The following is a 25,660-nucleotide window of genomic DNA, read 5'->3' on the forward strand; positions in this document are numbered from 1 at the left end:
CTTTCTGCTCATTTTTGCAGAAAGGCTTTTCTTTTGCGGAGAAACCCGGAAGATTTCTTAGAATAGTGTAAGGCGGGTGATTGCTTTGATCCATCTTCAAAATGTTTCAAAAATTTACAAAGCGAAGCATGGGGATGTCAATGCTGTCCAAGATGTCACTCTTGATATCAAAAAGGGCGAAATATTTGGAATTATAGGATATAGCGGAGCTGGTAAAAGTTCCTTAATCCGTCTCCTGAACGGCCTTGAAAAGCCGACGTCGGGAACCGTGGAAGTCGCGGGGACGGAATTAAATAAAGTAAGCAGCCGCGGGCTGAGAAAAGCGCGCCAGGAAATCAGCATGATCTTCCAGCATTTTAACCTTCTGTGGTCGCGCACCGTCCGGGAGAACATTATGTTTCCGCTGGAAATCGCCGGCGTGAAAAAAAGCGAACGGGTCCGCCGCGCCGATGAATTGATTAAACTGGTCGGATTAGAGGGGAAAGAAAAATCTTATCCGTCGCAGCTGAGCGGCGGTCAAAAGCAGCGTGTCGGCATCGCCCGGGCGCTCGCCAATAATCCGAAAGTCCTTCTGTGCGATGAAGCGACATCAGCGCTCGATCCGCAGACGACCGATTCAATTTTGGATCTTTTATCCGATATAAATGACAGACTCGGTCTGACGATCGTGCTCATTACCCATGAAATGCACGTCATCCGAAAAATCTGCAACAGAGTCGCCGTCATGGAAAACGGGAAAGTCGTTGAAGAAGGCGAAGTACTCCAAGTTTTCAGAAACCCGCGCGAACCGATGACTAAGCGTTTCGTTCAGCAGGTGACAGAACCGGAGGAGACGAAAGAAACCATCCAGCATTTTCTGCAGGAAACAGCGACAGGAAAAACGATTCAGCTTTCATTTGTCGGGCAGGCCGCCGAGCAGCCCCTCATTACGGAAATGATCCGAAACTTTGATGTGGACGTCAATATTCTGCAGGGGAAAATTTCACAGACGAAGGACGGAGCCTACGGTTCTTTATTCATTCATATTGACGGTCAGGAAAAAGAAGTAGAAAACGTGATCCGGTTCATCAAAGACAAACAGGTAGAAGCAGAGGTGATCACAAATGTTTGAAAAATGGTTCCCGAACGTTGATATAACCGAGCTGTGGACGGCCACATACGAGACCCTTTATATGACGGTCATGGCATTAGTTTTTTCATTTATCATCGGAGCGATTCTCGGTCTTCTGCTCTTTTTAACGGGCAAGGGAAGCTTATGGGAAAATAAAATCATTAACACCGTGATTGCGGCGGTCGTTAATATTTTCAGGTCTATTCCGTTTCTTATTTTAATTATTCTGCTTCTCGGCTTTACTAAGATTTTGGTCGGATCGATTTTAGGACCGAACGCCGCATTGCCGGCGCTGATTATCGGCTCCGCGCCGTTTTACGCCCGTCTTGCGGAAATTGCGCTGCGGGAAGTCGATAAAGGAGTCATTGAAGCTGCCAGATCAATGGGAGCAAAGACATCGACGATTATCTTCAAAGTGCTGATTCCTGAATCAATGCCTGCGTTAATTTCAGGCATCACCGTTACGGCCATCGCCCTGATCGGATCTACCGCCATTGCCGGCGCCATCGGTTCAGGCGGACTCGGAAACCTTGCATATGTAGAAGGCTACCAGTCCAATAATACGGATGTAACGTTTGTAGCGACAGTATTTATACTCATCATCGTCTTTATCATTCAGATTATCGGTGATGTAATTACAAATATAATAGACAAAAGATAAGGGAGGATTTACATTGAAAAAGATTGTATTAAGTGCGCTGCTGCTTGTGTTCGCGGGAGTTTTGGCCGCCTGCGGGTCAAACGGCTCGAATAAAAAGGAAATCGTCGTCGCCGCGACAAAAACACCGCATGCTGAAATCTTAAAAGAAGCGGAACCGCTCTTGAAGGAAAAAGGCTACACATTAAAAGTAAAAGTGCTGAATGATTACAAAATGTACAACAAAGCGTTAGCTGATAATGAAGTGGATGCGAACTTCTTCCAGCACGTTCCTTACCTTGAACAGGAAATGAAAGAAAATAAAGATTACAAACTCGTGAATGCCGGAGCCGTTCACCTTGAGCCATTCGGAATTTACACGAAAAAATACAAATCACTGAAAGACCTGCCTAAAGGCGCGACCATCATCATGACGAACAATGTCGCTGAACAAGGCCGTATGCTGGCGATGCTTGAAAAAGCCGGGCTGATCACACTTGATCCGAAGGTAAAAACGATTGAAGCCACTACGAAAAACATTACGAAAAACCCGAAAAACCTGACTTTCAAAAAAATCGCCCCTGAATTAACGGCGAAAGCATATAATGAAGAAGAAGGCGATGCAGTCTTCATTAACGTCAACTATGCGATTCAAAACAAACTGAATCCGTTAAAAGATGCGATTGAAGTGGAATCAACGAAAAACAACCCGTACGCAAACATCATCGCCGTACGCAAAGGTGACGAAAAATCAGAGAAAATCAAAGCGCTTATGGAAGTGCTTCACTCTAAGAAAATCAAAGACTTTATTGAGAAAAAATACGACGGAGCCGTGCTTCCCGTATCTGAATAAAACGAAAACCCCGGATGAATCATCCGGGGTTTTTTTCGGGTATTAATCGGAGAACTGTCCATAATAAAAAGGAAGGTTAACTTATTGGAGGGAAATGGCAGTGGCTCAATACCAGGATAACGGCAAAAGCGTGCATGACGCATTGAAACAATATAAAGAAGGTTTAGGCATATTTGAGCAAAAAATGCCGATGATGGGGCGGAAGTTTAATGAATTTACTGAACAGTGTTTCTCTGCGGATTCATTAACTGAAAAAGAGAAACAATTAATCGCTCTGGGCATCAGCATCAGCGCTCAAGATGAATTTTGCATGATTTATCATACGAAGGGCTGCCTTGACCAAGGGGCGACAGAAGAAAACATCCTTGAGGTCATCGGCGTCGCGGCGGCATTCGGGGGCGGCGCGGCTCTCAGTCAGGGAGTGACCCTCGTGCAGCAGTGCATTCAGGAATTCGGACATACGACGCATTAGAAAGAGCAATCGTGTGAATACCGTTTTTCAGATAAAGCGAGCGCCGGTTTTCGGCACATTCGAAAGGATTCAGGGGCACACTCTCTTTGGCCGGAGCAGGGGATCATTGTTACAATAGAAACAAATATATGAAGGGATTGATTCATTATCTGCACCAGCCACGAGAGACTGGACCTTGACTATACGCCTGAAATGGAAAAAGCGATGCAGAAGTCACACGGCATCGGCTACGAGGAATACGGACGGCGTCTTTCAAAAAGGATGGAAGTCGAACGGCAGAGGGAGCTTGAATATCAAAAAAGCAAGTTCCTCGCAGCGCAGCTTAATGAGAAAATCGGTCAGTAAAAAAGGGTGGATTTCCGCCCTTTTTCTGTTTCAAACAGCTTTAATTACGCCTTGATCTTTGATAAACTTTAGGAATGTTCCGGGTAATATAAAAAGTTGTATTTACTTTTCATTTGTTATAAAATTAGAATGAGAATAAATTGAGAATAATGATTATATATTTTGGAGGTATAGATATGGCTGCTTCAACATTAACGATCAAGGATCTTCACGTTGAAATCGAAGGAAAAGAGATCTTAAAAGGTGTAAACCTTGAAATAAAAGGCGGCGAATTCCACGCTGTCATGGGGCCGAACGGTACCGGTAAATCCACGCTCTCAGCAGCGATTATGGGACACCCGAAATACGAAGTTACAAAAGGCAGCATCACGCTTGACGGCAAGGATGTACTGGAAATGGAAGTGGACGAGCGCGCTCAGGCGGGTCTTTTCCTTGCGATGCAGTACCCAAGCGAAATCAGCGGTGTGACAAATGCTGATTTCCTTCGCTCTGCGATTAACGCCCGCCGTGAAGAAGGCGATGAAATTTCTCTTATGAAATTCATCCGCAAAATGGACGAAAACATGGAGTTCCTTGAAATGGACCCTGAAATGGCGCAGCGTTACCTGAACGAAGGTTTCTCAGGCGGGGAGAAAAAACGCAACGAAATCCTTCAGCTTATGATGATCGAGCCGAAAATCGCCATTCTTGACGAGATCGATTCAGGTCTTGATATCGATGCGCTTAAAGTCGTTTCTAAAGGAATTAACAGAATGCGCAGCGAAAACTTCGGCTGCTTAATGATCACTCACTACCAGCGCCTTCTGAACTACATCACGCCTGATGTCGTTCACGTTATGATGCAGGGACGCGTAGTGAAATCCGGCGGCGCGGAGCTTGCACAGCGCCTTGAAGCGGAAGGTTATGACTGGATTAAACAAGAACTAGGCATTGAAGACGAAACTGTAGGCCAAGAAGCGTAAGCGTTAGGGGGATAATCATGACATTGGAAACGAAACTATCCGTAGATCAGGAATATGTCAAAGGCTTTTCCGAAAAGCATCAAGAACCTGCCTGGCTGAAAAACCTGCGCTTACAGGCTCTTGAAAAAGCTGAAGATCTGCCGCTGCCTAAGCCTGATAAAACAAAAATCACAAATTGGAACTTTACAAAGTTCAACAAGCATACAGTAGAAAATGCGCCGCTTGCTTCTTTAGAAGATTTAGCTGATGAAGCAAAAGCGCTGATCGATATCGAAAACGAAGACAAAACGTTATATGTGCAGCGTGACCAAACGCCCGCTTTCCTTTCTCTTTCTAAAGAACTGAAAGACAAAGGCGTCATCTTTACGGACATCTTAACGGCTGCCCGTGAGCACAGCGACCTCGTTGAGAAGTATTTCATGAAAGACGGCGTTAAGGTCGACGAACATAAACTGACTGCGCTTCATGCAGCATTAATGAACGGCGGGGCATTCCTTTATGTTCCTAAAAACGTTCAGGTGGAGACGCCTGTTCAGGCCGTTTACGTTCATGAAAGCAATGACACGGCATTGTTCAACCACGTGCTGATCGTCGCTGAAGACCACAGCTCCGTCACTTACGTTGAGAACTACATCAGCACGGTGAATCCGAAAGAAGCTGTATTCAACATTATCAGTGAAGTGGTCACAGGCGATAATGCCAGCGTGACGTACGGCGCCGTTGACAACCTGTCAGCAGGTGTCACAACATACGTCAACCGCCGCGGAGCCGCGCTCGGACGCGACAGCAAAATCGAGTGGGCGCTCGGTCTGATGAACGATGGCGACACGATTTCTGAAAACACGACAAACCTCTACGGAGACGGCACATACGGCGATACGAAAACCGTAGTTGTCGGAAGAGGAGAACAGACGGAAAACTTTACGACGCAGATCATCCACTTCGGTAAGGCTTCCGAAGGCTATATCCTGAAGCACGGAGTCATGAAAGATGCCGCATCTTCCATCTTTAACGGCATCGGCAAAATTGAGCACGGCGCGTCTAAAGCAAACGCTGAACAGGAATCCCGCGTCCTGATGCTGAGTGAAAAAGCGCGAGGCGACGCAAACCCGATTCTTTTAATTGATGAAGACGATGTAACTGCAGGACATGCGGCATCTGTCGGCCGTGTGGACCCTATTCAGCTTTACTACCTGATGAGCCGCGGAATTGCGAAAGAAGAAGCAGAACGCTTAGTCATTTACGGATTCCTTGCTCCGGTGGTAAAAGAGCTTCCGATTGAAGGAGTTAAGAAACAGCTCGTCTCCGTCATCGAAAGGAAAGTAAAATAATGAATATCACCGATATTCGTGAACAGTTCCCGATCCTTCATCAGCAAGTGAACGGACATGACCTCGTGTACCTTGACAGCGCGGCGACTTCCCAGAAGCCGCGTGCTGTCATTGAAGCAGTGGATCAGTATTACAACAAATACAACTCCAATGTCCACAGAGGCGTTCATACTCTTGGCACGAGAGCGACAGACGGCTATGAAGGTGCGCGTGAAAAAGTCCGTAAGTTTATCAATGCGAAGTCAATGGCTGAGGTCATTTTCACAAAAGGCACGACAACTTCACTGAATATGGTGGCGCTGAGCTATGCCCGCGCCAGCTTAAAACCCGGTGATGAAGTGGTCATCACCCAAATGGAGCATCATGCGAATATCATTCCATGGCAGCAGGCTGTCAAAGCAACCGGCGCGACTTTAAAATATATCCCGATGCAGGAAGACGGCACGCTTTCGTTGGACGACGTCCGGCAGACTGTCACAAGCCATACGAAGATCGTGGCAGTCGCTCATGTGTCAAACGTGCTCGGCACGATCAACCCGATTAAAGAGATCGCCAAAATCGCTCATGACAATGGCGCGGTCATCGTGGTGGACGGGGCGCAAAGCACACCGCACATGAAAATCGACGTTCAGGACTTGGATTGCGACTTCTTCGCGCTTTCTTCCCATAAAATGTGCGGCCCGACGGGAATCGGCGTGCTGTACGGCAAGAAAGAACTGCTTGAGAATATGGAGCCGGCCGAATTTGGCGGCGAGATGATCGACTTTGTAGGGCTTTATGAATCAACTTGGAAAGAGCTTCCGTGGAAATTTGAAGCAGGCACGCCGATCATTGCAGGCGCGATCGGATTGGGAGCCGCGATTGATTTTCTTGAAGAGATCGGACTCGACGAGATTTCCCGGCATGAGCATAAGCTTGCCGCCTATGCGCTTGACCGTTTCGAGCAGCTAGACGGCGTGACGGTATACGGTCCGAAAGAGCGGGCGGGACTTGTGACATTTAATCTTGATGAGGTTCACCCTCATGATGTCGCGACTGTCCTCGATGCTGAGGGCATTGCGGTCAGAGCCGGCCATCATTGCGCCCAGCCGCTCATGAAATGGCTGGATGTATCTGCTACTGCGAGAGCGAGTTTTTATCTGTATAATACAGAGGAAGAGATCGATAAGCTCGCGGAAGCCCTCCAAAAGACAAAGGAGTACTTTACAAATGTCTTTTAATGCAAATTTAGATACATTATACAGACAAGTGATCATGGATCATTACAAAAATCCGCGCAACAAAGGGGTTTTGGATGACAGCATCGTCGTCGATATGAACAACCCGACTTGCGGCGACCGGATCAGACTGACAATGAAGCTTGACGGCGATACCGTTCAGGAAGCGAAGTTTGAAGGAGAAGGCTGCTCCATCTCCATGGCTTCAGCTTCCATGATGACGCAGGCGATTAAAGGAAAAGATATTGATACCGCCCTTTCCATGTCTAAGATTTTCTCAGACATGATGCAAGGGAAAGAGTATGACGACTCAATAGATCTCGGGGATATTGAAGCCCTTCAAGGCGTTTCGAAATTCCCGGCCCGGATTAAATGTGCCACCCTTTCATGGAAAGCACTTGAAAAAGGAGTCGCTGGCGAAAAAGGCGGCAATTAAAAGATTGGAGTGAAAATGGATGGCTAAAAAAATGCCTGAAATTGGTGAATACAAGTACGGTTTTCACGATAAGGACGTTTCCATTTTCCGTTCAGAGCGCGGATTGACAAAAGAAATCGTAGAAGAAATTTCACGCATGAAAGAAGAGCCTCAATGGATGCTTGATTTCCGCCTGAAATCTCTTGAGCATTTCTACAACATGCCGATGCCGCAGTGGGGCGGGGATTTAAACTCTTTAAACTTTGACGAAATTACGTATTACGTAAAGCCGTCTGAGCGTTCAGAGCGTTCTTGGGATGAAGTGCCTGAGGAAATTAAACAGACATTCGACAAACTCGGTATTCCTGAAGCTGAGCAAAAATACCTTGCCGGTGTTTCTGCACAGTACGAATCCGAAGTTGTGTACCACAATATGAAAGAAGATCTTGAAGAGCAAGGCATCGTCTTCAAAGACACAGACAGCGCGCTGAAAGAAAATGAAGACATTTTCCGCGAGCACTGGGCGAAAGTTATCCCGCCGACTGATAACAAGTTTGCGGCGCTGAACTCAGCTGTTTGGTCCGGCGGATCTTTCATCTACGTGCCTAAAGGCGTGAAGGTTGAAACACCGCTTCAAGCTTACTTCCGCATCAACTCCGAAAACATGGGTCAGTTCGAACGTACGCTGATCATCGTTGACGAAGAAGCAAGCGTTCATTACGTAGAGGGCTGTACGGCTCCTGTGTACACAACAAACTCGCTTCACAGCGCGGTTGTTGAAATCATCGTCAAAAAAGGCGGCTACTGCCGTTATACAACAATTCAAAACTGGGCGAACAACGTTTACAACCTAGTAACGAAACGTACGGTTTGTGAAGAAAACGCGACGATGGAATGGGTTGACGGAAACATCGGTTCTAAATTGACGATGAAATATCCGGCTGTCATTCTGAAAGGTGAAGGCGCGCGCGGCATGACGCTTTCTATCGCTCTTGCGGGCAAAGGACAGCATCAGGACGCGGGTGCGAAAATGATTCACCTTGCACCGAATACGTCATCCACAATCGTATCAAAATCGATTTCCAAACAGGGCGGAAAAGTAACATACCGCGGTATCGTCCACTTCGGACGAAAAGCGGACGGCGCCCGTTCAAACATCGAGTGTGATACGCTCATTATGGATAACAAATCAACTTCTGATACAATCCCTTACAATGAAATCCTGAACGACAACATTTCATTGGAGCACGAAGCGAAAGTATCAAAAGTTTCTGAAGAACAGCTTTTCTACTTGATGAGCCGCGGTATTTCTGAAGAAGAAGCAACAGAAATGATCGTTATGGGCTTCATCGAGCCGTTCACAAAAGAACTTCCGATGGAATACGCAGTTGAAATGAACCGTTTGATTAAATTCGAAATGGAAGGTTCCATCGGTTAATAGTAAAACCCCGCCATGTGGCGGGGTTTTTTTGTTTATTGAATAGTGAAATTACCGTATTCGCTTGACCGGACATGAATCGGCCCGTTTAAATTGTAGTTCTTCTCTTTGACAATATCGCGGAAAACGTCGACACGGGCAACCGATTCTCTCCATTCATCCTGAGTGTCCTCATCTGACGGATTCATCAGATCGTCATAGCGCACATCCAAGAATTTATTGAGCCATTTCTTCTCGTCAGTTCCGTCTTTCGGTGACCCGCCCATTTTTTTGTTCGTGCGTTTAATCAGGGCATAAAAGGAGTCCGGATCATCGCCGTCGCCATGCTGAATCACCGTATCGTACATCACTGCTTTTGCCAAGGCCGTTTTCAGTCCGGCATTTTCTGAACGTTTCATCGCCGGCTGATAATACAAGCTGTCATTTACCTTATCTTGGGCAGCGCGGAAGGCTTTATCATTGCCAAGTGAGCGCCAGGCAGAAGCGAATCCTTTCAGATTGCTGATGTCATCGCTTTCGTCCTTCGCAAGACGACGCAATTCAGGCAAATACTTTTTCAATTTGTTATTCGGCACCGCTTTCGTGTAGACTTCGACTACTTCCAGCGCATCTCCGGTAGCCGTCGTAAAGCCGGCCCGCCCGCAAGTGTAACCTCTTCCGTCATCCAACGCTTCAACATATCCGTATTGGATTTCCGTCTTTCCGTTTTCAAAGATGCTGGTCAGCTGTTCCGCCCGGCGCTTCTGATCCTTATTCAGCCCGGCCGCAAAAACCGTACCGCTCATCATCAGGGTAAAAAACATGGTGAAAATAAGAGATGAAACCGCCGTCTTCTTCCAAAAACCTGCTTTTTTCTTCAAGCTGATTTTCATTGCCATACCCCTTTCATATGTAAGTTACGCACTCAGTATACATGAGGGGGTTGTTTTTTTGTTGAAAACACACGAATTTGTCAATATTTTGAATCCTAAGCCCTATCCGGCGCTTCATAAAAAGAACGACCTTCACCAGACAGACAATCCCGTTCTTGCGTCATTCTCATCTGTAACATAGTCAACGCGGTGAAACCCGCATTGTACAGCCTGCTGATAAAGGGCTTCGAGCATAACCGGATCTTTGTAATATAACGTTACATACGAGCAATCTGCAATGAGAAGCACAAGCTCACAGGAACTCTCCAAATATTCCTCATACGTATTGATTTCCGTTACCATCCCGCCCGGGAAAGCTTTCAATTCAGCAAAAATCATATAATAAGGGTTTCCTTCCAGACGCTGACGGAGTTCTTGACCCTGAATGATGCGCTGATTTTGCGGAAACAGGTCTGTATCGGTGTCTTCTTTGAACTCAATATACGCCTCTCCATCACCGATAAACCACGTATAGGGAGAGATCGGGAACGGTTGTAATATATCTGCCGCAAACCGTCCGAATTGATTTGGGATGTTAAATGTAATGCCGCGTTTCATATGGTCGTATCTCCTTTCGGCTTTTGAATATTATGGTATAATAGTTGGATAAATATTGAAAGGACTTGACGGTATGACAACACGTTACGGAATTGATGCGCCTTATGGGGCTTTTGGGTTTATCCTGCTTGCGATCCTTTATGCCGCAGGCACGTTATGCGGCATGATTCCTCTTTTCTGGGGCTGGCTGACGGGCGCCTTGTTTTTAGTGCTCGGACTTTGGATGCTCTTGTATTCAACGGCCATTAAACTTTCACACCGCCACCGCATTCTTGCGCTTTCCGGTTTAAAGCCGGACATGAAGGTGCTTGATATTGGGACGGGACGGGGGCTGCTAGCCATCGCCGCGGCTCAAAAAGGCGCTGACGTCTCAGCGATTGACAAATGGTCAGGCTGGGATCTGGGCGGAAACGGGAGAGACGCATTCGAAAAGAACAGACGGGCAGAAGGAGCGCCGGAAATTGATTTGTATGACGGACTCGCGCAAGACATGCCGTTTCCTGATAAAACGTTTGACCTTGTCATTTCGCATTTTGTCGTACACAACATTTCAGGCAGAAAAGAGAGGGAACGGGCGATTGCAGAAATGGTGAGGGTGCTGAAGCCTGGCGGCACATTGGCCGTGTCAGATATAAAAAATACATCACAATACAGAGAGATTCTTGAGGAAAACGGCTTTCAGACAAGAACGTATTCCTTTTATTATACGTTTCCGTTTTCGAAACTCATCATTGCTGTCAGGACTCCGGTAGGAACCGGGCGCTCTATTTGTTAAAATAAATAAGACAAAACAGATAGAAAAGGTGTTACACATGAAGTCTTATATGATTATCGGGGCCGGCATTCTCGGTGCGTCCGCGGCTTATCATCTCGCAAAGGCCGGGGCGGATGTAACGGTCATTGACCGGAAACACCCGGGGCAAGCGACTGACGCCGCGGCGGGGATCGTTTGCCCGTGGCTGTCGCAGCGGCGCAATCAGGCATGGTATGCGATCGCAAAAGGCGGCGCCCGTTATTATGAACGATTGATACAGCAGCTTGAAGCGGACGGAGAAACAGAAACCGGTTATCAAAAGGTCGGTGCCGTCAGCCTCCATACGGATGAAAAAAAGCTCAGCCAAATGGAGGAAAGAGCTTATAAAAGAAGAGAGGATGCCCCTGAAATCGGTGACATTACAAGACTGACTCCGGAAGAAACGAAGGCGCTGTTCCCCGCGCTGTCGGAGGAATACGGGGCAGTTCATGTCAGCGGCGCGGCCCGGGTGAACGGGAGGGCGCTTCGTAAGGCGCTGTTAAATGCGGCCGTTAAGTACGGAGCGGCTGTTTACAATGAAGAAGCGTCAATATTGACAGAGGACGGTGCCGTCATCGGTGTGAAAACCGCAGAACGCACGCTTACTGCCGACCAGGTTCTCGTAACGGCCGGCGCTTGGGCGAGAGAGCTGCTTGAGCCGCTCGGCATCCGTTTTTCAGTATCATACCAAAAGGCGCAGATCGTTCATTTAGAGCTTCAGGGAGAGGAGACGGGCGGCTGGCCCGTCGTCATGCCCCCAAACGATCAATACATTCTCGCCTTTGACAGCGGCAGAATCATAGCGGGTGCGACTCATGAAAACGATACCGGCATGGATTTGCGGGTGACGGCCGGCGGCCTCCGCGAGATTTTTGACAAAGCATTAACCGTGGCGCCAGGCCTTTCAGACAGTACTGTAATAGAGACAAGAGTCGGTTTCAGGCCGTTTACTCCCGGCTTTCTTCCTGTCATCGGCAAAGTGCCGAATATCAGCGGACTCCTCGTTGCCAACGGGCTGGGCGCCTCAGGACTGACGAGCGGGCCGTATCTGGGGGCTGAACTGGCGAAACTCGCGCTCGGTCAGCAGACGGAAATTGATTTAAGCCTTTATGATCCGGCCGGGGCGCTTGAATAAAAAATAGCTTTTGGTGCATTCTTATGATAGGATGGAGCTTTAATGAATAAGAGGACGTGACCCATTTTGATAAAAATAAACCTTCCTGCTCCTGATGTAACCATTACGGAACGGCAGCAGTCACCGTCGGAGAATGAACCGGCGATTAAAGCGATTTACGGTTTCATTGATTTTCACCAAATTCCGAGAGACAAAGGCGGCATCTTTATGTTTTATAACATTCATGATGAGCTGCTGTTTGTCGGGAAAGCCCGTAAATTAAGACAAAGAATCAAAAAGCATTTTGAAGACAATGTGTCGCCTGTTAAACATCACAGGGACGAAGTGTATAAAATTGAAGTATGTGTCGTCAATGATCCGATGGAAAGGGAGATTTACGAAACGTACGCGATCAATACCCTTCAGTCGAAATACAACATTGAGAAAGTATTTTATAAATAAGGAAAACCGGAGCTTAAGGGCTCCGGTTTTCTTTATGTTTACAGTGCCAGCCACATCACTGCAATATGCACGATCAGCAGACAGTAAACGACGAGGAATAGCTGGACGACCTTTTTTCTGAATAACATGCAGATCATCATGAGCACAGGAAAAATCAGGACGCCGGCCGTTTTATTGATTGATGTATTCGGACGGTTTGACACGTCATAGTGAATGGCCATATCAGCAGGAAGAAACGGATAAAACACAATCGACAGAATAAAGGCGAGAACCACAGCTCCCCACAGCACTTTATCATTCATCAAAAACATATGAACACTCCCTTTTTTACATATAATAGTATATTAGTTCGAAAAAAACTAATTTATCAATATTTTACCTGTTGATTGGTGTATAATCATGTCAATGAAATTTCCATACGCTAGGAGGGTTTCAATTGACTGACAAGAAGCAAACCAGCATGTTTTCATTCTTTCTTTTTATCATGGCCGCCTGGATCATCGTTTTGTTTTTTACCGTCATCGCGGCACTGCCAAGCTCTGCCATCCAATTAACCAAGCATCAATCCAAAACCGTTTCCATGATTTATCCGCAAAGCTGGGGATTTTTCAGTAAAGATCCGAGAGAAGACAGCTTGAACATCTATCTTCTTGATGCCGATGAGGAGCTCAGATGGCCGAATAATTCTCTGAAAAATGTGATCGGCTTAAACCGCTACGGGCGGACGCAAGGGATAGAGCTCGGCCTTATGCTGGAAAAGCTGCCTTCCAAAGAGAAGTGGAATGACTTTTCGGCTGGCCAAGACTTTAAGGATACCACATTTTTGAAAATGAAAAATGAGTCCCCCTCCCCAAGGCTGAAAGGGAAAATGATCATTACATATGAACGCATTACCCCGTGGGCATGGAGCCAGCATACCGAAACGAAAAGAACCATCAAAAAATACATCGGAGTGGATGTCAATTGATTCAGGATGCAAAAAAGCAGCTCACCTTATGGATGATGAAGAATCCGCCTTGGACAAATGTGTACGGGCTTGCCAGAAGCTTAATCGCGCTCGGCACGCTGCTGACATTGCTGTTCAATCCGGCATCTGTCTTCTTCAAAACGCAAAATCAAATGCTCAGCTTTTCCGACACGTTCAGCCTGTTTCTGCTGTTTCCCGATTTCCGTTACATTGAGATCGTCAAAGCCGTTTGTATCTGTATGTTAATCCTTGTCGTCATTGGCTGGCGGCCGCGAATCACCGGTTTTTTTCACTGGTGGATTTCGTACAGCTTCCAAAACTCCGCCGTTACCCTTGACGGAGGAGATCAGGTGGCTGCCGTTTTTACACTGCTGCTGCTCCCGCTGACATTAACCGATCCGCGGAAATGGCACTGGTCTCCGTACGAGGCGTCTTTTGAGAAAAGGCCGCTTGAGCCTTATTACCGCTCCTTGTGCTGGGCGACGCTGACAATCATCAGAATACAGGTCGCAATGCTGTATTTTAACTCCGTCATTGCCAAACTGATGGAAGAAGAGTGGCAGAACGGAACTGCCGTTTATTACTATTTGAACGATCCGATGCTGGGTCTGCCGGATGCGCTTCACGGTCTGTTTGACTTTATCCTGCAGTCCAAGCTTGTCATCATCCCGACTTGGGGCACGCTTATTGTGCAAACCATTATGTTCTGCGCTTTGTTCGCTCCGAAAACATATTGGCGTCTGATATTGTTTATATCCATTTTTATGCACGAAATCTTTGCCGTTATGCTGGGGCTTACCTCGTTTTCCATTACGGTGGCTGGTATTTTGGTCCTGTTTTTGGTGCCGGCAGAGAAAACAGTAGCTTTGAACCATTACAATCCCCTTTTTATCAGATACAATTTTTTCAATAAAAGGAAAAGGAGGAAATTATATGGTTAAAAGCAAGAAGTCCGCAGCTGCCATGATGCTGGTGTTTGTTTTAATGGTTGCATTAGTCGGCCCGCATGCCGCGGCGAAAACTGAGCCATCCGTCTCTTATTCGGGTGAAGACATTTTTTCCGGCATCTTTTTCGGACAAGGTGAGGTCGCAAAGCTCCTTCCTGAAGTATGGGATACCAAGGCTGTCAAAAAGATTGATCAGGATGAATTAAAGCAAGTTTCCGATCAGGTGATTACTGATATTAAAAAGTCATCGCCGGATTATTTTAAAGAGTTGAAAGCGGCGGTCTACAGCGGCGATTATGAGAAAGTGAACAGCGTCATTGATCAAGGTTCGCAGATTATGGCGAAAGTGCTGAAAGAAGAGTTTGACAAAAAGAGCATGGACAAAGGAAAATCAACGGCCATCGGCCAATGCGCAACGGCTGTATGGGTATTTTTAAACGCGGCGGCCGCCATTGAGACGATCGCTCTTGCGGTAGCGGCCATCATTTTGACAGTAGCAAGCGTTGACGAAGATTCCGACTTAGGAAAAGAGCAGCTCATCGCTAATGTCGTTGACCGCATTAACGCGCAGCACTGAGGCTGAAGAAAGAAAACGCTAAGGAAACGAACCTTAGCGTTTTTTTGATTGAAGCATCTCTTTTAAATATGCTTCTGAATCAAAGCCGAGTTCCTCGTCGGCTTCTTTTTTCAGTTCAAGCTGAAGTCGCACGTACGTGTCATATTTCGGGCTGAGCTTTTGAAGAAGATTGCTGAAAGGCGATCCCGCCTTCAGCGCGGGCAGATCAGAAGCGGATTCTCCGACCTTGATCAGGCTTTCTCTGTATTCTTCATCTGTCTGCACTCTTTTCACAAGCTGAATGATGATGTTTTTATGAGTGTCCCAAGTGGCGGGGTCTCTCTCCAAAATCCGCTCGATAAATTGGTCATGCTGGACTTTGTGCTGCTGGAGCTGAGCCGGATCCTCCTTGCCGACCAGCTGCATCATCGGGTGTTCAGCCGGAACTTCTTCCATATCATCCAATACTTTAATAAGCTCCGCCCATATCGCTTTTTTCTCATCTGTATCAATAGAAAAGTCGAGGAACGGTTCAAACAGCGCGGCGATAAATTCTCCGAAATCTCCCGGGAACAGTTTTTTCAGCTGAAGTCCCATATACTTCGGTTCATCTATTTTGACCTCGCCGATATCATGCAAAATTGAATCGACATTTTCCGCATCTTCCACGCGCTTGATCAGCATTTCAGTCAGTTTCCGTTCCTGCTCAAGCTCTTCAATCTGCCGGCTGAGCTTTTGATGCTGCTGGCGCAGTATATCATGCAGACTGCTGCCCTCTAAGAGGAACGCTTTAATATCGCTTACAGACAGTGCCAGCATTCGGAGGGCGGCAATCATTTTCAGCGTATTCACGTTCTGAGCGGAATACTCACGGTATCCGTTATCAGGGTTTTTGCTGACGGTGATTAAACCTTCCTGCTCATAATATTTGATGGCTTTTTTCGTGAGACCCGTCTGTCTGGCGGCTTCTTTTATATTCATTCTGAATCACTCCCTGCTTTTCATTCTAAACGTGTCTCTAAGGGTCAGGTCAAGAGAGGGCGGGAAATAAGACGGGTTTATTTTATATTTTAGAAATTTCAGAAAATATGATTGACAACGCACCTTTGTTGCGATTAATATAACGTTATATAATGTTATATAACGTTATATAATAAAACACTGAGGAGTGAAGGATTTGAGTCAAACTGCCGCACAAGTGAATCACAAGGTTCAGGCTTTCTTGGATGATCTGAAAGGAAAAACGATTGACCACGTCTTTTTCGTCGCTTGCGGGGGTTCTTCAGCCATTATGTATCCGAGCAAGTACGTGTTTGACAGAGAGGCGAAAGCCATCAGCTCTGATCTCTACAGTTCAAATGAATTTATTCAGCGCAATCCCATTCAGCTCGGAGAGAACTCTCTCGTGATTTTATGTTCTCAGTCAGGCAATACGCCGGAAACGGTGAAAGCCGCCGGTTTCGCCAGAAAAAAAGGCGCGCTTACGATTGCGATGACCTTTGAGCCTGATTCGCCGTTAGCGAAAGAAGCCGAATATGTCGCGGTTTATGACTGGGGTGAGAAAGCACAGGCGATAAATACGAATTACGGGGTTCTGTATCAAATCGTGTTCGGCGCTTTACACGTGCTGGAAAACCATCCCGCGTTTGAGCAGGCGATCGACGGACTCAATAAGCTCCAGACCGTATATGACAAAGCGCTTAAACAAGAAGCGGATCACGCAAAGGCATTCGCGAAAGCCCACGAAAAAGAAGATATCATTTACACGATGGCAAGCGGTGCGAACTACGGCGTCGCTTACTCCTACAGCATCTGCATTCTCATGGAAATGCAATGGATTCATTCCCACGCCATTCATGCCGGAGAATATTTTCACGGCCCGTTCGAAATCATTGATGAATCCGTTCCATTTATTATCCTGCTCGGCTTAGACGAAACAAGACCCCTTGAAGAGCGGGCGCTTTCCTTCTCAAAAAGATACGGCAAAAAACTGACTGTGCTTGATGCGGCAGCATATGATTTTTCCGGAATTGACGATTCTGTAAAAGGCTATCTGGCTCCTCTCGTATTAAACCGGGTGCTCAGAAGCTATGCGGATGCGCTGGCGGAAGCAAGGAACCATCCGTTAAGCCAGCGGCGTTACATGTGGAAAGTCGAATATTAAGAACGCGCATTATATTTCACCGGACTATAATGATATATAACGTTATAGTCCGGTGACAAAGGAGGAAAAGCATCTGAAAAAGCTCATCTGCCTGTTCGTTCTGTTAGCCGTATGTCTGTCAGCCGCCGCCTGTTCAAGCCAAAGCAGTTCCTCTGACGGAAAAGTGACCTTGAAGTTTTTTCACAGGTGGCCGAAGGAGCCGGAAAAAAGCTATTTTGAAGAAGCGGTCAAAGAATTTGAAGCCGCTCATCCGGATATTCATATCCAAACGGAAGCGGTCTTAAACGATTCTTATAAAGACAAGGTGAAAGTCATGCTCGGAACAACGAGCCCCCCTGATATTTTCTTTTCATGGAGCGACCGGTTTGCTTATAAATTCATCAAAGGAGATAAAGCCCTCGATCTGTCGTCTTACTATCAGCAGGATAAAGATTGGTCCTCACAGCTTGTGCAGTCACAAATCAAACCCTTTACGCATGACGGAAAACAGTACGGTGTTCCGTGGCAAATGGACGCTAAATCATTCTTTTATAATAAGGACATTTTTCATACATTACATTTGAAGCCCCCGGCGACATGGGATGAACTGATCACAGTCTCTGAGAAATTGAAAGAGAACGGATATATTCCGATCAGTTTCGGCACAAAAGCGCCTTGGACGATTTCTCATTATATCGGGACGCTGAACCAGCGTATGGTGGATGAAAAAACGCGGGCGAAGGATTACAGCCCGGAAACCGGGGAGTTTACGGACGAAGGCTATGTCAAAGCGCTTGAAAAGCTTCAGGAACTGCTGCCGTACTTTACAAAGCACGTGAACTCCGTTGATCACGAATACGTGCGCCAGCAGTTTACAAGCGGCAAAGCGGCGATGATTTATGCGGAAACGGCAGAAATTAAGCTCGTCGAACCGGTCAATCTGGGCTTGTTTCCTTTCCCGAAAATCAGCGGCGAAAAGGGATCTCCCCGTGCACTGACCGGATCTCCGGAAGGATTTATGATTTCCTCAAAAACGAAGCACCCGAAAGAAGCCATGGAATTTCTTCAGTTTTTAACCTCGAAAAAAATGGGAGAGAAGCTGATAAAAGACGTCGGTAAATACAGCGCGGTTCAAGGAACGGCGACAGAAAACAATTCCGCCCCGATCCAGCGCGAAGCCGTGCAGGATATCGTCCGCGCCGAATCAATGGTGCCCTGGTTTGATATGGATGTTGACGTTGAAATCGCCGATGTGTATGCGGCAGGCGTTCAGCAGATGCTCGGCGGCACAATGACACCGCGCGAGGTGATGAATTCCGTGCAGAAAGCGGCGCGTCAGGTCAGAGCGTCATCTGAATAGAACAGATTTCTTTGGAGAAAGGAGATGAGGATTTCCTTGGTCAGCCGAAAACGTTTCATTCCGTATCTGTTTCTCGCGCCCGCGCTGATTTTTCTGCTGTTCGTTTACATTCCGATTATTGAGAATGTGTTTTTCAGTCTGTTTGAATGGAGCTCATTTCAACCCGAAAAGACGTTTATCGGTTTGAAAAATTATATTGACCTGTTTCACGATCCCGTGTTTTTTACAGCACTCCGCAACAATGTGCTGTATGCGGTCATATCGCTGATTTGCCAGGTTGGCGGCGGCTTAATTCTGGCGGCCGTGCTGGAAGACAGATTGGTAAGAAAATGGTCGCCGTTTTTCCGCACGGTCTTTTTTCTTCCGGTCGTTATTTCCATGACCGTTATTGCGCTGTTGTTTGATTTTATTTATAACCCGGAAATCGGGCTTTTGAATCAGCTGCTGGAAGCCGTCGGACTTGATGAACTGACCCGGGCGTGGCTGGGCGATGAAAACACCGCTATGCTGTCTGTCATTTTTGTGTCTCAATGGCAGTCTGTCGGTTACATCGCCATGCTGTACATTGTCTCGATTCAGAGCATTCCCGCTGAATTATATGAATCGGCGCAGCTGGACGGAGCCGGAAAAATCCAGCAGTTTTTTCACATTACGGTGCCGCAGACGAAAGAAATGTCGTTTGTTGCCGTGGTGATGACGCTGACCGGCGCATTTACCGTATTTAATGAACCGTATATTCTGACCGGCGGAGGGCCGGGCAATGCTTCAGAAGTGCTGAGCACATTTTTGTATAAGAGCGCTTTCACAAAGGATATGATGGGCTACGCTTCTGCGATCGCGACGGTGGTGCTTTTGCTGACGCTTGCTCTGTCGCTTATTCAGATGAAATTCTTTAAGACCGGAAAGGAGGAGTAGCCGATGCTTCCTGAAAAGACGGACTTGCGTCATGCCCGTCAGGCCGTCAGAACAGGCGGAAAACCGAGAAAATGGTATGTCGGGGAAACGTCTGTGTGGCTGTTTCTCTTTATCTACCTCATTGCCGTTGCTTATCCGCTGTTATGGATGGCGGTCAGCGCCTTTAAAAGCTCGGATGAGATTTTTGAGCACAGCTGGTCGCTGCCCTCTGTCTGGCATCCCGAAAACTTCGTATCCGCATGGAACCAAGGGATTTCCGCTTATTTTATGAACAGCGTCATTGTGACCGTGCTGACTTGTCTCATCACCGTATTTGTGAGCGCCTGGGCGGCATACGGGCTGGCCCGTTTTCAATTTAAAGGAAAAGGGTTTGTGCTGATCATTTGTCTTGGCGGCTTGATGCTGACGCCGCAGGTCAGTCTTGTGCCGCTGTACTCCATTATCCAGTCATTGGGACTGTACAATACGTATTGGGCATTGATTCTTCCGTACGCCGCCTATCGTATTCCGTTTACCGTGATTCTGATCCGTTCCTATTTTTTGTCGATTTCCAAAGAGCTTGAGGAGGCTGCCTATCTGGATGGATGTACAAGTTTCGGAATATTTTTCAGAATATTCTTACCTATAAGCGTGCCGATTCTGGTGACATCAGGCATTTTGACGGCTTACCATACATGGAATGAGTTTATGTTTGCGATTATTTTTATCGATGATGAAAATTTACGGACGATTCCGGCCGGGCTGATGCAGTTCAGAGATGCGCTGCAGACGGATTGGGGCGTGCTGCTGGCCGGGCTGACGATTTCTGCTGCTCCGATCATCGCGTTGTTTTTATTGATGCAGAGATATTTTATCCGCGGCATTGCAGCGGGAAGCGTGAAAGGATAAGGGGGATGAAAAGATGAAACTGATAGCGGCCGGAGATAATGTAGTAGATTATTATCAGGATCAGGAGACGTTTTACCCGGGCGGAAATGCGTTAAATGTAGCCGTGCTTGCCCGGCGCTTAGGCCACGAAACTTCTTATATCGGGATTCTCGGCAGTGATGAAGCGGCGGATCACGTATTGAATGTGCTGAAATTGGAAAAGGTGAATGCCGATCTGATCCGCCGGGCATACGGAGAAAACGGGATGGCGGTCGTCACGCTTGATGAAAGAGGGGACAGGATATTTGCCGGATCAAATAAAGGCGGCGTGCAATCGCGTCTGACACTCGCTTTTCAGGAGAATGACATCTCATTTATCGCCGGACATGATCTGCTGCATACGAGCGTATACAGCAGGATAGAACGTGACCTTCCGATGCTGAGCGGCCATGTGCCGATTTCCTTTGACTTCTCTGTAAAACGTGACGAAGCCTATTTAGAAGCGGTCTGTCCGTACGTGACGTATGCGTTTTTTTCCGGGAGTGATTTGAGTGAAAGTGAATGTGTGCGGCTTGCCGAAAAAGCCCGCGGTTTCGGAGCGAAAATCGTCTGTCTGACAAGGGGGGAATATGGCGCGGTGTTATCGGATGGTGAACGCGTCTATCATCAGCCGGTGGTAAGAGCTGATATAATAGATACATTGGGCGTGGGTGATTCTTTTATCGCCGGGTTTCTTACCGATTTCTTCGAGCATCAGGATATTCGGCGAGCGCTTACTGCGGCCGCCGGGACGGCTGCCAAAACATGCGGAGGGTTCGGAGCGTTCGGTTACGGGCATCCCTACAGGCCGGGCGGCGGGAAAAGCAGTGAAAAAACGAGAATACGATAAGCATTGTCTCGTTTTTTATACTTGTTACGCATAGGGACTGTTAATGGTAAACGTGACGCGGTCGGTATGCATTACAAACAGAGAGCTGTATATCGGCTGGTCTTTTGACATAAAAGCGGTTTTGTCAATTTCAAAAAGCGCATCCCCGATATCACAAGCCAGATAGCGGCTTTCTTCCTGCTTGGCGTATACGACATTTAACAGCTTCGTATTATGGGTGGGCACCACCTGATAGTGCTGTTTCAAAATGTCATGCATCGACACGCCGCCTTTAATATGCTTGCCGATGTCGGGAAATAAACTGAGCGGATAGTGGGCGATTTCGAATGAGAGCGGCTGGTCGTCGTGAAATAAAATGCGTTTTAATTCAAGAACGGGACTTTCGGAATCGACGCGAAGTTTTTGGGCGATGGATTTAGGCGCTTCAATGATTTCATGAGAAAGGATCTGGTGTTTCGGTTTTTTCCCCGTTGATTCCATAAATTCAGAGTAGCCGTTGACCGCGATGAGCTCCCGCTTCAGTTTAGGGCTTTTAACGAACGTTCCCTTTCCCTGCTGCCGGACGAGCCAGCCTTCTTCCACAAGATCAAGGATGGCCTTCCTGACCGTTATGCGGCTCACGTTGTACGTTTCGCACAGCTCATTTTCAGTCGGCAGTTTTACGGACGGCGAATAAACGCCCTTCTTGATATCGTCCGCGATAATTTGTTTCAGCTGAATATATAAAGGTTTCGAGCTCCCGTTATTTAACAATGGGACGGACCTCCTTTGTCAAGTAGTAGTACTATTATATGTATTATGACGTTATAATACAAATTTGCTTTTCATTTATGAATCTGTCAGAAACCCCGAACATTTTTAACATAACAGAAAGATGTGGCGGTTTCCAGTATTGGAGGAGGTTTCGAATGGCATCATTAACATTTGACCATATCAAAAAAACATACGGCGCCCAATCGGCGGCAGTGAAGGATTTTCACTTAGATGTAAAAGATGAGGAGCTGCTGGTGCTTGTCGGTCCCTCCGGCTGCGGCAAATCTACGACACTCAGAATGATTGCCGGACTGGAGAGCATTTCTGAGGGGAAGCTTTATATCGATGGAGACGCGGTAAACGATCTGCCCCCGAAGGATCGTGATATCGCGATGGTTTTTCAGAATTACGCGCTGTATCCCCACATGACGGTGTTTGATAATATGGCGTTCGGTTTGAAGCTCAGAAAGCTGCCGAAAAAAGAAATCGCAGAGCGAGTCCGGACGGCCGCTGATATTTTGGAAATCGGGCATCTGCTCAAGCGGAAACCGAAGGCTCTTTCAGGCGGGCAGCGGCAGCGGGTTGCGCTCGGCCGGTCGATCGTGCGGGAGCCGAAAGTGTTTCTGATGGACGAGCCGCTTTCCAACTTAGATGCGAAATTGCGAGTGACGATGCGCGCCGAAATCAGCAAGCTCCATCAGCGTTTGAAAGCGACCATCGTTTATGTGACGCATGATCAGACGGAAGCGATGACAATGGGCGACCGGATTGTCGTGATGAATGAAGGAGATATTCAGCAGGCCGCAAGCCCCCATGAGATTTATCATTATCCGGCGAATATGTTTGTGGCGGGTTTTATCGGTTCTCCGAGTATGAATTTTATAAAAGGCCTCATTGAAGAAAGTCACGGGCAATGGTATTTTGCCGGTTCGTCCGTTCGTCTGCCCATTCCGAAAGAAAAAGCGGCCGTTCTTGTGCAGAAAGGATACAGCGGTAAGGAGATGATTGCGGGGCTGCGTCCGGAGCATTTGACGCTTGCCGGACAATCAGAGCACCCGCCTGAAGCGGTGTGCCGCGCTGTGGCGGAAGTATGTGAAAACTTAGGCGCGGAGATGTACGTTCATGCGGTGAGCGGAAATAACCGCATGACGATCCGTCTTGACGGCGCTTCACAGGTGAAACCCGGCGATGCCATTCTGCTTGCGGTCAATATGAACCGGGCCGTCTTTTTTGATGCCGACACTGAAAACGCCGTATATTGAAAAAGGGAGCCTGATGATCGGGGCTCCCTTATCACTTCTTATGATACGATTACCAGATTTCGTCCGCCCATTCCGGATGGTCGATAAACGGATTGCGGTTATGCTGATAGTCTTCGTAAATGATTTCGTTCCGCCGTTTTTCCTTACTGTCGACGGGATCTTGTTGATTCCATTTGAGCAAAACGGACAGTTTTCCCATGTAAGGAGCTGAGCCGTTTCCGGTTTTATCATTCAGCTCAAGGTCGGGATACCCGTCGTCTCCTTCATAACGCACCGCCATGTAAAACAGCATGCGGGCGACATCTCCTTTGACCTCATCGCGCGGTTCCCAGGAATCACCGTCGTAATAATTGCCCGGCGCTTTCGGGTATTCTGAGCCGCCGTTATCAAAATCCATGTTTCCTCTGGCGCTGTTCACCTGGACGTCTGCAGGGCGCAGATGATGAATGTCCGTCCCGGGGCCGGCAGCTGTTCCGAAGTTTCCGTGTGACTTTGCCCATACGTGTTCACGGTTCCAGTCCCCGACGCTGCCGCCGTTTTTACTTTTGGCCCGTGATTCCTGGGTGTAGAGCAAGATGACATTGTTCGGATTTGCCGGATCTTCGTCAGTTTCCTTCAATGCATTCCATACTTGGCTGTAAGACAGCTTTGTATGTCCGCTGATGATGCGGTGCAGGGCGCTCTTTAAGGCTGTTCCGCTTTTTCCGGAAGCTTCTTTGTAATATGTGTCCGTATCCGCAGACGGAGTGATGACAGCTGAGGCAGTTTGCGGAAAAAGAGTTGTGCCGCCGGCAGTTGAAACCGCCATCCGGCTGTACAGATTCGTGTCAGCCGGCGCGCCCGCAGAGGCTGACGGCACGGCCCATCCAAAAATGAAAAACAGGCAGACAATCGGCAGAAACCAAAGTTTTTTTGTCATGACTTGCCCTCCTTTACCTCTATTATCCAAAAAATAAATCTAATATTCTATCTTTTTTGAAAAATGGTTCCTTCGGCTTATTGGTCAAAGTATCCGGAAAATCATTGATTTTTTGGAAGATATGATAATGAACTCGTTATGCGCTCCTTCTATAATGAAGATCATCTTGTCAGTTTTTCAGTTTAAAAGGAGGGCGTGTATGGAACATCAGCAGCTTTCGGCGGCGAATATCGGGATTTCCGATGACATACAATGGCTGTCTCAATTCGGCGCTTCCGCTTCCGGCGGAGTGACGAGGCTTTTATATACGAAAGAATGGATGGACGCCCAGCTTGCCGTTAAAAAGAAAATGGAGGCGTTCGGGCTGGAAACGGCATTTGACGATGTCGGTAACGTATTCGGCCGGCTGAACGGCACAGAATCGCCTGATGAGGTGATTCTGACCGGGTCGCATATTGACACTGTTATTGACGGCGGCAAATATGACGGTGCGTTCGGCGTGCTGGCGGGCATGCTGGCGATCCGGCATTTGCATGTGATGTGCGGGCGTCCGAAAAAAACGCTGGAGGCTGTGTCGCTCTGTGAAGAGGAAGGGAGCCGTTTTCCCATCACCTATTGGGGCTCAGGCAATATCACCGGTGCTTTCTCGCTTTCAGATGCGGAAACGCCGAAAGACGCGTCCGGCATTTCTCTGAAAGAAGCCATGCGGCAGTACGGCTTCGGTGCAGGCCGTTATCCAGCACCGCTGCGCACTGATATCAAAGCCTTTCTGGAAATTCATATTGAACAGGGGCAAACGCTTGAACGATCAGGAAAGGATATCGGGATTGTCACCGGGATTGCCGGACAGAGACGCTATACCGTTACGCTTGACGGTGAATGCAACCATGCCGGCACCACTTCGATGAAATGGCGGAAAGACCCGCTCGCGGCGGGAAGCAGCATCATCCACGAACTGATGCTTTCAGCGGAAAGACAGCCGGAAGAGCTCCGCCTGACGTGCGGGAAAATGACGGTTGAGCCGAATATGGCGAATGTCATTCCGGGCCGTATCCAGTTTTCAATTGATATTCGCCACCGGCAGGAAGACGTGCTGGCAGCCTTCCATCAGAAACTGGTGTCGATTGTTGAAAACATCAGCCGCAGCAAAGGAGTCAGACCTGTTATTGATGAATATATGAGGATAGAGCCGGTTCAAATGGATCAGACCCTGACACGAACCGCAGCAGAGGCTGCAATAGAGCAGGGGGCGGACCCGGAGAAGATCGTAAGCGGAGCGGGACATGACGCCCAGATGCTCGGCAGAACCTTTCCGGCCTGCATGCTGTTTGTGCCGAGCCGTGGCGGGATCAGCCACTCGCCGCTTGAATTCACACCCGCACATCAGCTTGAAACCGGCGTCCTTACGCTGGCGAATGTATTACATAAACTTGCCTATTAACGTAAAGGGGGAATCGGCGTGC

General features: G+C 47.6%; 28 protein-coding genes and 1 pseudogene. 23 read left to right on the top strand and 6 right to left on the bottom strand.

What is annotated here, in order from left to right:
- Window positions 1–85: 85 nt before the first annotated feature.
- The 10 genes from metN (at window position 86) to sufB (ending at window position 8,781) form a co-directional block, all read left to right on the top strand.
- A complete protein-coding gene (metN, locus tag OVA33_RS08675) occupies window positions 86–1,111 on the top strand; it encodes a methionine ABC transporter ATP-binding protein MetN (protein ID WP_003151850.1) in 1,026 nt (341 codons plus the stop codon).
- Complete coding sequence (locus OVA33_RS08680; RefSeq protein ID WP_025650323.1) at window positions 1,104–1,772, top strand: methionine ABC transporter permease; 669 nt, start codon at window positions 1,104–1,106, stop codon at window positions 1,770–1,772. Before metN ends, OVA33_RS08680 begins: the two co-directional genes overlap by 8 nt.
- Window positions 1,773–1,785: 13 nt before the next feature.
- Window positions 1,786–2,601, top strand: coding sequence for a methionine ABC transporter substrate-binding lipoprotein MetQ (gene metQ / locus OVA33_RS08685; RefSeq protein WP_014418825.1), 816 nt, complete (start codon window positions 1,786–1,788; stop codon window positions 2,599–2,601).
- 94 nt (window positions 2,602–2,695) lie between these two features.
- On the top strand, window positions 2,696–3,073 hold the full coding sequence (locus OVA33_RS08690; RefSeq protein ID WP_029973602.1) for a carboxymuconolactone decarboxylase family protein: 378 nt from the start codon (window positions 2,696–2,698) through the stop codon (window positions 3,071–3,073).
- A 192-nt stretch (window positions 3,074–3,265) separates the two neighbouring features.
- Window positions 3,266–3,418 carry a YuzK family famiily protein gene (locus tag OVA33_RS08695; protein ID WP_003151857.1) on the top strand — a complete coding sequence of 51 codons (153 nt, stop codon included), beginning with the start codon at window positions 3,266–3,268 and terminating at the stop codon, window positions 3,416–3,418.
- A gap of 176 nt (window positions 3,419–3,594) precedes the next feature.
- Window positions 3,595–4,380 (top strand): Fe-S cluster assembly ATPase SufC, encoded by a 786-nt coding sequence (gene sufC / locus OVA33_RS08700; RefSeq protein ID WP_003327022.1) that lies wholly within the window; start codon window positions 3,595–3,597, stop codon window positions 4,378–4,380.
- Window positions 4,381–4,397: 17 nt separating this feature from the next.
- Window positions 4,398–5,711 carry a Fe-S cluster assembly protein SufD gene (gene sufD / locus OVA33_RS08705; RefSeq protein ID WP_128974220.1) on the top strand — a complete coding sequence of 438 codons (1,314 nt, stop codon included), beginning with the start codon at window positions 4,398–4,400 and terminating at the stop codon, window positions 5,709–5,711.
- Entirely contained in the window at window positions 5,711–6,931 is a 1,221-nt protein-coding gene (sufS, locus tag OVA33_RS08710; protein WP_014418823.1) for a cysteine desulfurase SufS, read from the top strand. Before sufD ends, sufS begins: the two co-directional genes overlap by 1 nt.
- The gene (sufU, locus tag OVA33_RS08715; protein WP_003151877.1) at window positions 6,921–7,364 is read left to right on the top strand and encodes a Fe-S cluster assembly sulfur transfer protein SufU; all 444 of its coding nucleotides are present in this window, start codon (window positions 6,921–6,923) and stop codon (window positions 7,362–7,364) included. Before sufS ends, sufU begins: the two co-directional genes overlap by 11 nt.
- Window positions 7,365–7,383: 19 nt before the next feature.
- The gene (gene sufB / locus OVA33_RS08720; RefSeq protein WP_007410090.1) at window positions 7,384–8,781 is read left to right on the top strand and encodes a Fe-S cluster assembly protein SufB; all 1,398 of its coding nucleotides are present in this window, start codon (window positions 7,384–7,386) and stop codon (window positions 8,779–8,781) included.
- Window positions 8,782–8,816: 35 nt separating this feature from the next.
- Here the strand turns inward: sufB and csn are convergent, their stop codons facing one another.
- Both csn and OVA33_RS08730 read right to left on the bottom strand, forming a co-directional pair.
- Window positions 8,817–9,653 carry a chitosanase gene (gene csn / locus OVA33_RS08725; RefSeq protein ID WP_003151879.1) on the bottom strand — a complete coding sequence of 279 codons (837 nt, stop codon included), beginning with the start codon at window positions 9,651–9,653 and terminating at the stop codon, window positions 8,817–8,819.
- A 132-nt stretch (window positions 9,654–9,785) separates the two neighbouring features.
- On the bottom strand, window positions 9,786–10,250 hold the full coding sequence (locus tag OVA33_RS08730) for a DUF2691 family protein (RefSeq protein WP_017418966.1): 465 nt from the start codon (window positions 10,248–10,250) through the stop codon (window positions 9,786–9,788).
- Window positions 10,251–10,323: 73 nt separating this feature from the next.
- On the opposite strand from OVA33_RS08730, the gene OVA33_RS08735 reads away from it, so the two are divergent.
- The 3 genes from OVA33_RS08735 (at window position 10,324) to OVA33_RS08745 (ending at window position 12,619) form a co-directional block, all read left to right on the top strand.
- Window positions 10,324–11,025, top strand: a complete 702-nt coding sequence (locus tag OVA33_RS08735) for a class I SAM-dependent methyltransferase (protein WP_025650321.1) — start codon at window positions 10,324–10,326, stop codon at window positions 11,023–11,025.
- Window positions 11,026–11,062: 37 nt separating this feature from the next.
- Entirely contained in the window at window positions 11,063–12,178 is a 1,116-nt protein-coding gene (locus OVA33_RS08740; RefSeq protein ID WP_017418968.1) for an NAD(P)/FAD-dependent oxidoreductase, read from the top strand.
- Window positions 12,179–12,244: 66 nt separating this feature from the next.
- Window positions 12,245–12,619, top strand: a complete 375-nt coding sequence (locus tag OVA33_RS08745; protein WP_007410094.1) for a nucleotide excision repair endonuclease — start codon at window positions 12,245–12,247, stop codon at window positions 12,617–12,619.
- A 38-nt stretch (window positions 12,620–12,657) separates the two neighbouring features.
- Here OVA33_RS08745 and OVA33_RS08750 read toward each other — a convergent pair whose 3' ends face one another.
- Window positions 12,658–12,930 (bottom strand): DUF1648 domain-containing protein, encoded by a 273-nt coding sequence (locus tag OVA33_RS08750; protein ID WP_007410095.1) that lies wholly within the window; start codon window positions 12,928–12,930, stop codon window positions 12,658–12,660.
- Between the two features lie 125 nt (window positions 12,931–13,055).
- Between OVA33_RS08750 and OVA33_RS08755 the strand changes: the two genes are divergently transcribed.
- The 3 genes and pseudogenes from OVA33_RS08755 (at window position 13,056) to OVA33_RS08765 (ending at window position 15,110) form a co-directional block, all read left to right on the top strand.
- The gene (locus OVA33_RS08755; RefSeq protein ID WP_017418969.1) at window positions 13,056–13,586 is read left to right on the top strand and encodes an SdpA family antimicrobial peptide system protein; all 531 of its coding nucleotides are present in this window, start codon (window positions 13,056–13,058) and stop codon (window positions 13,584–13,586) included.
- A 32-nt stretch (window positions 13,587–13,618) separates the two neighbouring features.
- A pseudogene (locus OVA33_RS08760) lies at window positions 13,619–14,435 on the top strand (sporulation-delaying protein SdpB family protein); the annotation flags it as partial.
- Between the two features lie 84 nt (window positions 14,436–14,519).
- The gene (locus tag OVA33_RS08765; protein ID WP_017418971.1) at window positions 14,520–15,110 is read left to right on the top strand and encodes a sporulation delaying protein family toxin; all 591 of its coding nucleotides are present in this window, start codon (window positions 14,520–14,522) and stop codon (window positions 15,108–15,110) included.
- A gap of 33 nt (window positions 15,111–15,143) precedes the next feature.
- Here the strand turns inward: OVA33_RS08765 and OVA33_RS08770 are convergent, their stop codons facing one another.
- Window positions 15,144–16,070, bottom strand: a complete 927-nt coding sequence (locus tag OVA33_RS08770) for a MerR family transcriptional regulator (protein ID WP_017418972.1) — start codon at window positions 16,068–16,070, stop codon at window positions 15,144–15,146.
- Between the two features lie 196 nt (window positions 16,071–16,266).
- Between OVA33_RS08770 and OVA33_RS08775 the strand changes: the two genes are divergently transcribed.
- The 5 genes from OVA33_RS08775 to OVA33_RS08795 all read left to right on the top strand — a co-directional run bounded on the left by OVA33_RS08775 (window position 16,267) and on the right by OVA33_RS08795 (window position 21,263).
- Window positions 16,267–17,253 (top strand): SIS domain-containing protein, encoded by a 987-nt coding sequence (locus OVA33_RS08775; RefSeq protein ID WP_025650320.1) that lies wholly within the window; start codon window positions 16,267–16,269, stop codon window positions 17,251–17,253.
- Window positions 17,254–17,326: 73 nt separating this feature from the next.
- Window positions 17,327–18,592, top strand: coding sequence for an ABC transporter substrate-binding protein (locus OVA33_RS08780; protein ID WP_025650319.1), 1,266 nt, complete (start codon window positions 17,327–17,329; stop codon window positions 18,590–18,592).
- A gap of 24 nt (window positions 18,593–18,616) precedes the next feature.
- The gene (locus OVA33_RS08785) at window positions 18,617–19,507 is read left to right on the top strand and encodes a carbohydrate ABC transporter permease (protein ID WP_012118373.1); all 891 of its coding nucleotides are present in this window, start codon (window positions 18,617–18,619) and stop codon (window positions 19,505–19,507) included.
- 3 nt (window positions 19,508–19,510) lie between these two features.
- Window positions 19,511–20,395 (top strand): carbohydrate ABC transporter permease, encoded by an 885-nt coding sequence (locus OVA33_RS08790; protein ID WP_063637105.1) that lies wholly within the window; start codon window positions 19,511–19,513, stop codon window positions 20,393–20,395.
- Window positions 20,396–20,408: 13 nt separating this feature from the next.
- Window positions 20,409–21,263 carry a PfkB family carbohydrate kinase gene (locus OVA33_RS08795; RefSeq protein WP_063637106.1) on the top strand — a complete coding sequence of 285 codons (855 nt, stop codon included), beginning with the start codon at window positions 20,409–20,411 and terminating at the stop codon, window positions 21,261–21,263.
- Window positions 21,264–21,287: 24 nt separating this feature from the next.
- On the opposite strand, the gene OVA33_RS08800 is transcribed toward OVA33_RS08795, so the two are convergent.
- Entirely contained in the window at window positions 21,288–22,016 is a 729-nt protein-coding gene (locus OVA33_RS08800) for a transcriptional regulator FrlR (protein ID WP_014418812.1), read from the bottom strand.
- A 155-nt stretch (window positions 22,017–22,171) separates the two neighbouring features.
- On the opposite strand from OVA33_RS08800, the gene OVA33_RS08805 reads away from it, so the two are divergent.
- The gene (locus OVA33_RS08805; protein WP_025650317.1) at window positions 22,172–23,278 is read left to right on the top strand and encodes an ABC transporter ATP-binding protein; all 1,107 of its coding nucleotides are present in this window, start codon (window positions 22,172–22,174) and stop codon (window positions 23,276–23,278) included.
- Window positions 23,279–23,327: 49 nt separating this feature from the next.
- Here OVA33_RS08805 and OVA33_RS08810 read toward each other — a convergent pair whose 3' ends face one another.
- On the bottom strand, window positions 23,328–24,197 hold the full coding sequence (locus tag OVA33_RS08810; protein WP_025650316.1) for an endonuclease I family protein: 870 nt from the start codon (window positions 24,195–24,197) through the stop codon (window positions 23,328–23,330).
- Between the two features lie 199 nt (window positions 24,198–24,396).
- Between OVA33_RS08810 and allC the strand changes: the two genes are divergently transcribed.
- On the top strand, window positions 24,397–25,638 hold the full coding sequence (gene allC / locus OVA33_RS08815) for an allantoate deiminase (protein WP_017418979.1): 1,242 nt from the start codon (window positions 24,397–24,399) through the stop codon (window positions 25,636–25,638).
- Window positions 25,639–25,660 lie beyond the last annotated feature (22 nt).

Origin of the sequence: Bacillus sp. KICET-1, from assembly GCF_027721405.1 — a bacterium.
Classification (GTDB): Bacteria; Bacillota; Bacilli; order Bacillales; family Bacillaceae; genus Bacillus; species Bacillus velezensis.

Bases quoted from the DNA above. Each gene is read 5' to 3' on its own strand.
- OVA33_RS08680 (WP_025650323.1), top strand. From the start codon at position 1,104: ATGTTTGAAAAATGGTTCCCGAACGTTGATATAACCGAGCTGTGGACG.
- OVA33_RS08690 (WP_029973602.1), top strand. From the start codon at position 2,696: ATGGCAGTGGCTCAATACCAGGATAACGGCAAAAGCGTGCATGACGCA.
- OVA33_RS08695 (WP_003151857.1), top strand. From the start codon at position 3,266: ATGGAAAAAGCGATGCAGAAGTCACACGGCATCGGCTACGAGGAATAC.
- sufC (WP_003327022.1), top strand. From the start codon at position 3,595: ATGGCTGCTTCAACATTAACGATCAAGGATCTTCACGTTGAAATCGAA.
- sufD (WP_128974220.1), top strand. From the start codon at position 4,398: ATGACATTGGAAACGAAACTATCCGTAGATCAGGAATATGTCAAAGGC.
- sufS (WP_014418823.1), top strand. From the start codon at position 5,711: ATGAATATCACCGATATTCGTGAACAGTTCCCGATCCTTCATCAGCAA.
- sufU (WP_003151877.1), top strand. From the start codon at position 6,921: ATGTCTTTTAATGCAAATTTAGATACATTATACAGACAAGTGATCATG.
- sufB (WP_007410090.1), top strand. From the start codon at position 7,384: ATGGCTAAAAAAATGCCTGAAATTGGTGAATACAAGTACGGTTTTCAC.
- csn (WP_003151879.1), bottom strand. From the start codon at position 9,653: ATGAAAATCAGCTTGAAGAAAAAAGCAGGTTTTTGGAAGAAGACGGCG.
- OVA33_RS08730 (WP_017418966.1), bottom strand. From the start codon at position 10,250: ATGAAACGCGGCATTACATTTAACATCCCAAATCAATTCGGACGGTTT.
- OVA33_RS08735 (WP_025650321.1), top strand. From the start codon at position 10,324: ATGACAACACGTTACGGAATTGATGCGCCTTATGGGGCTTTTGGGTTT.
- OVA33_RS08740 (WP_017418968.1), top strand. From the start codon at position 11,063: ATGAAGTCTTATATGATTATCGGGGCCGGCATTCTCGGTGCGTCCGCG.
- OVA33_RS08750 (WP_007410095.1), bottom strand. From the start codon at position 12,930: ATGTTTTTGATGAATGATAAAGTGCTGTGGGGAGCTGTGGTTCTCGCC.
- OVA33_RS08765 (WP_017418971.1), top strand. From the start codon at position 14,520: ATGGTTAAAAGCAAGAAGTCCGCAGCTGCCATGATGCTGGTGTTTGTT.
- OVA33_RS08770 (WP_017418972.1), bottom strand. From the start codon at position 16,070: ATGAATATAAAAGAAGCCGCCAGACAGACGGGTCTCACGAAAAAAGCC.
- OVA33_RS08785 (WP_012118373.1), top strand. From the start codon at position 18,617: ATGAGGATTTCCTTGGTCAGCCGAAAACGTTTCATTCCGTATCTGTTT.
- OVA33_RS08790 (WP_063637105.1), top strand. From the start codon at position 19,511: ATGCTTCCTGAAAAGACGGACTTGCGTCATGCCCGTCAGGCCGTCAGA.
- OVA33_RS08795 (WP_063637106.1), top strand. From the start codon at position 20,409: ATGAAACTGATAGCGGCCGGAGATAATGTAGTAGATTATTATCAGGAT.
- OVA33_RS08805 (WP_025650317.1), top strand. From the start codon at position 22,172: ATGGCATCATTAACATTTGACCATATCAAAAAAACATACGGCGCCCAA.
- OVA33_RS08810 (WP_025650316.1), bottom strand. From the start codon at position 24,197: ATGACAAAAAAACTTTGGTTTCTGCCGATTGTCTGCCTGTTTTTCATT.
- allC (WP_017418979.1), top strand. From the start codon at position 24,397: ATGGAACATCAGCAGCTTTCGGCGGCGAATATCGGGATTTCCGATGAC.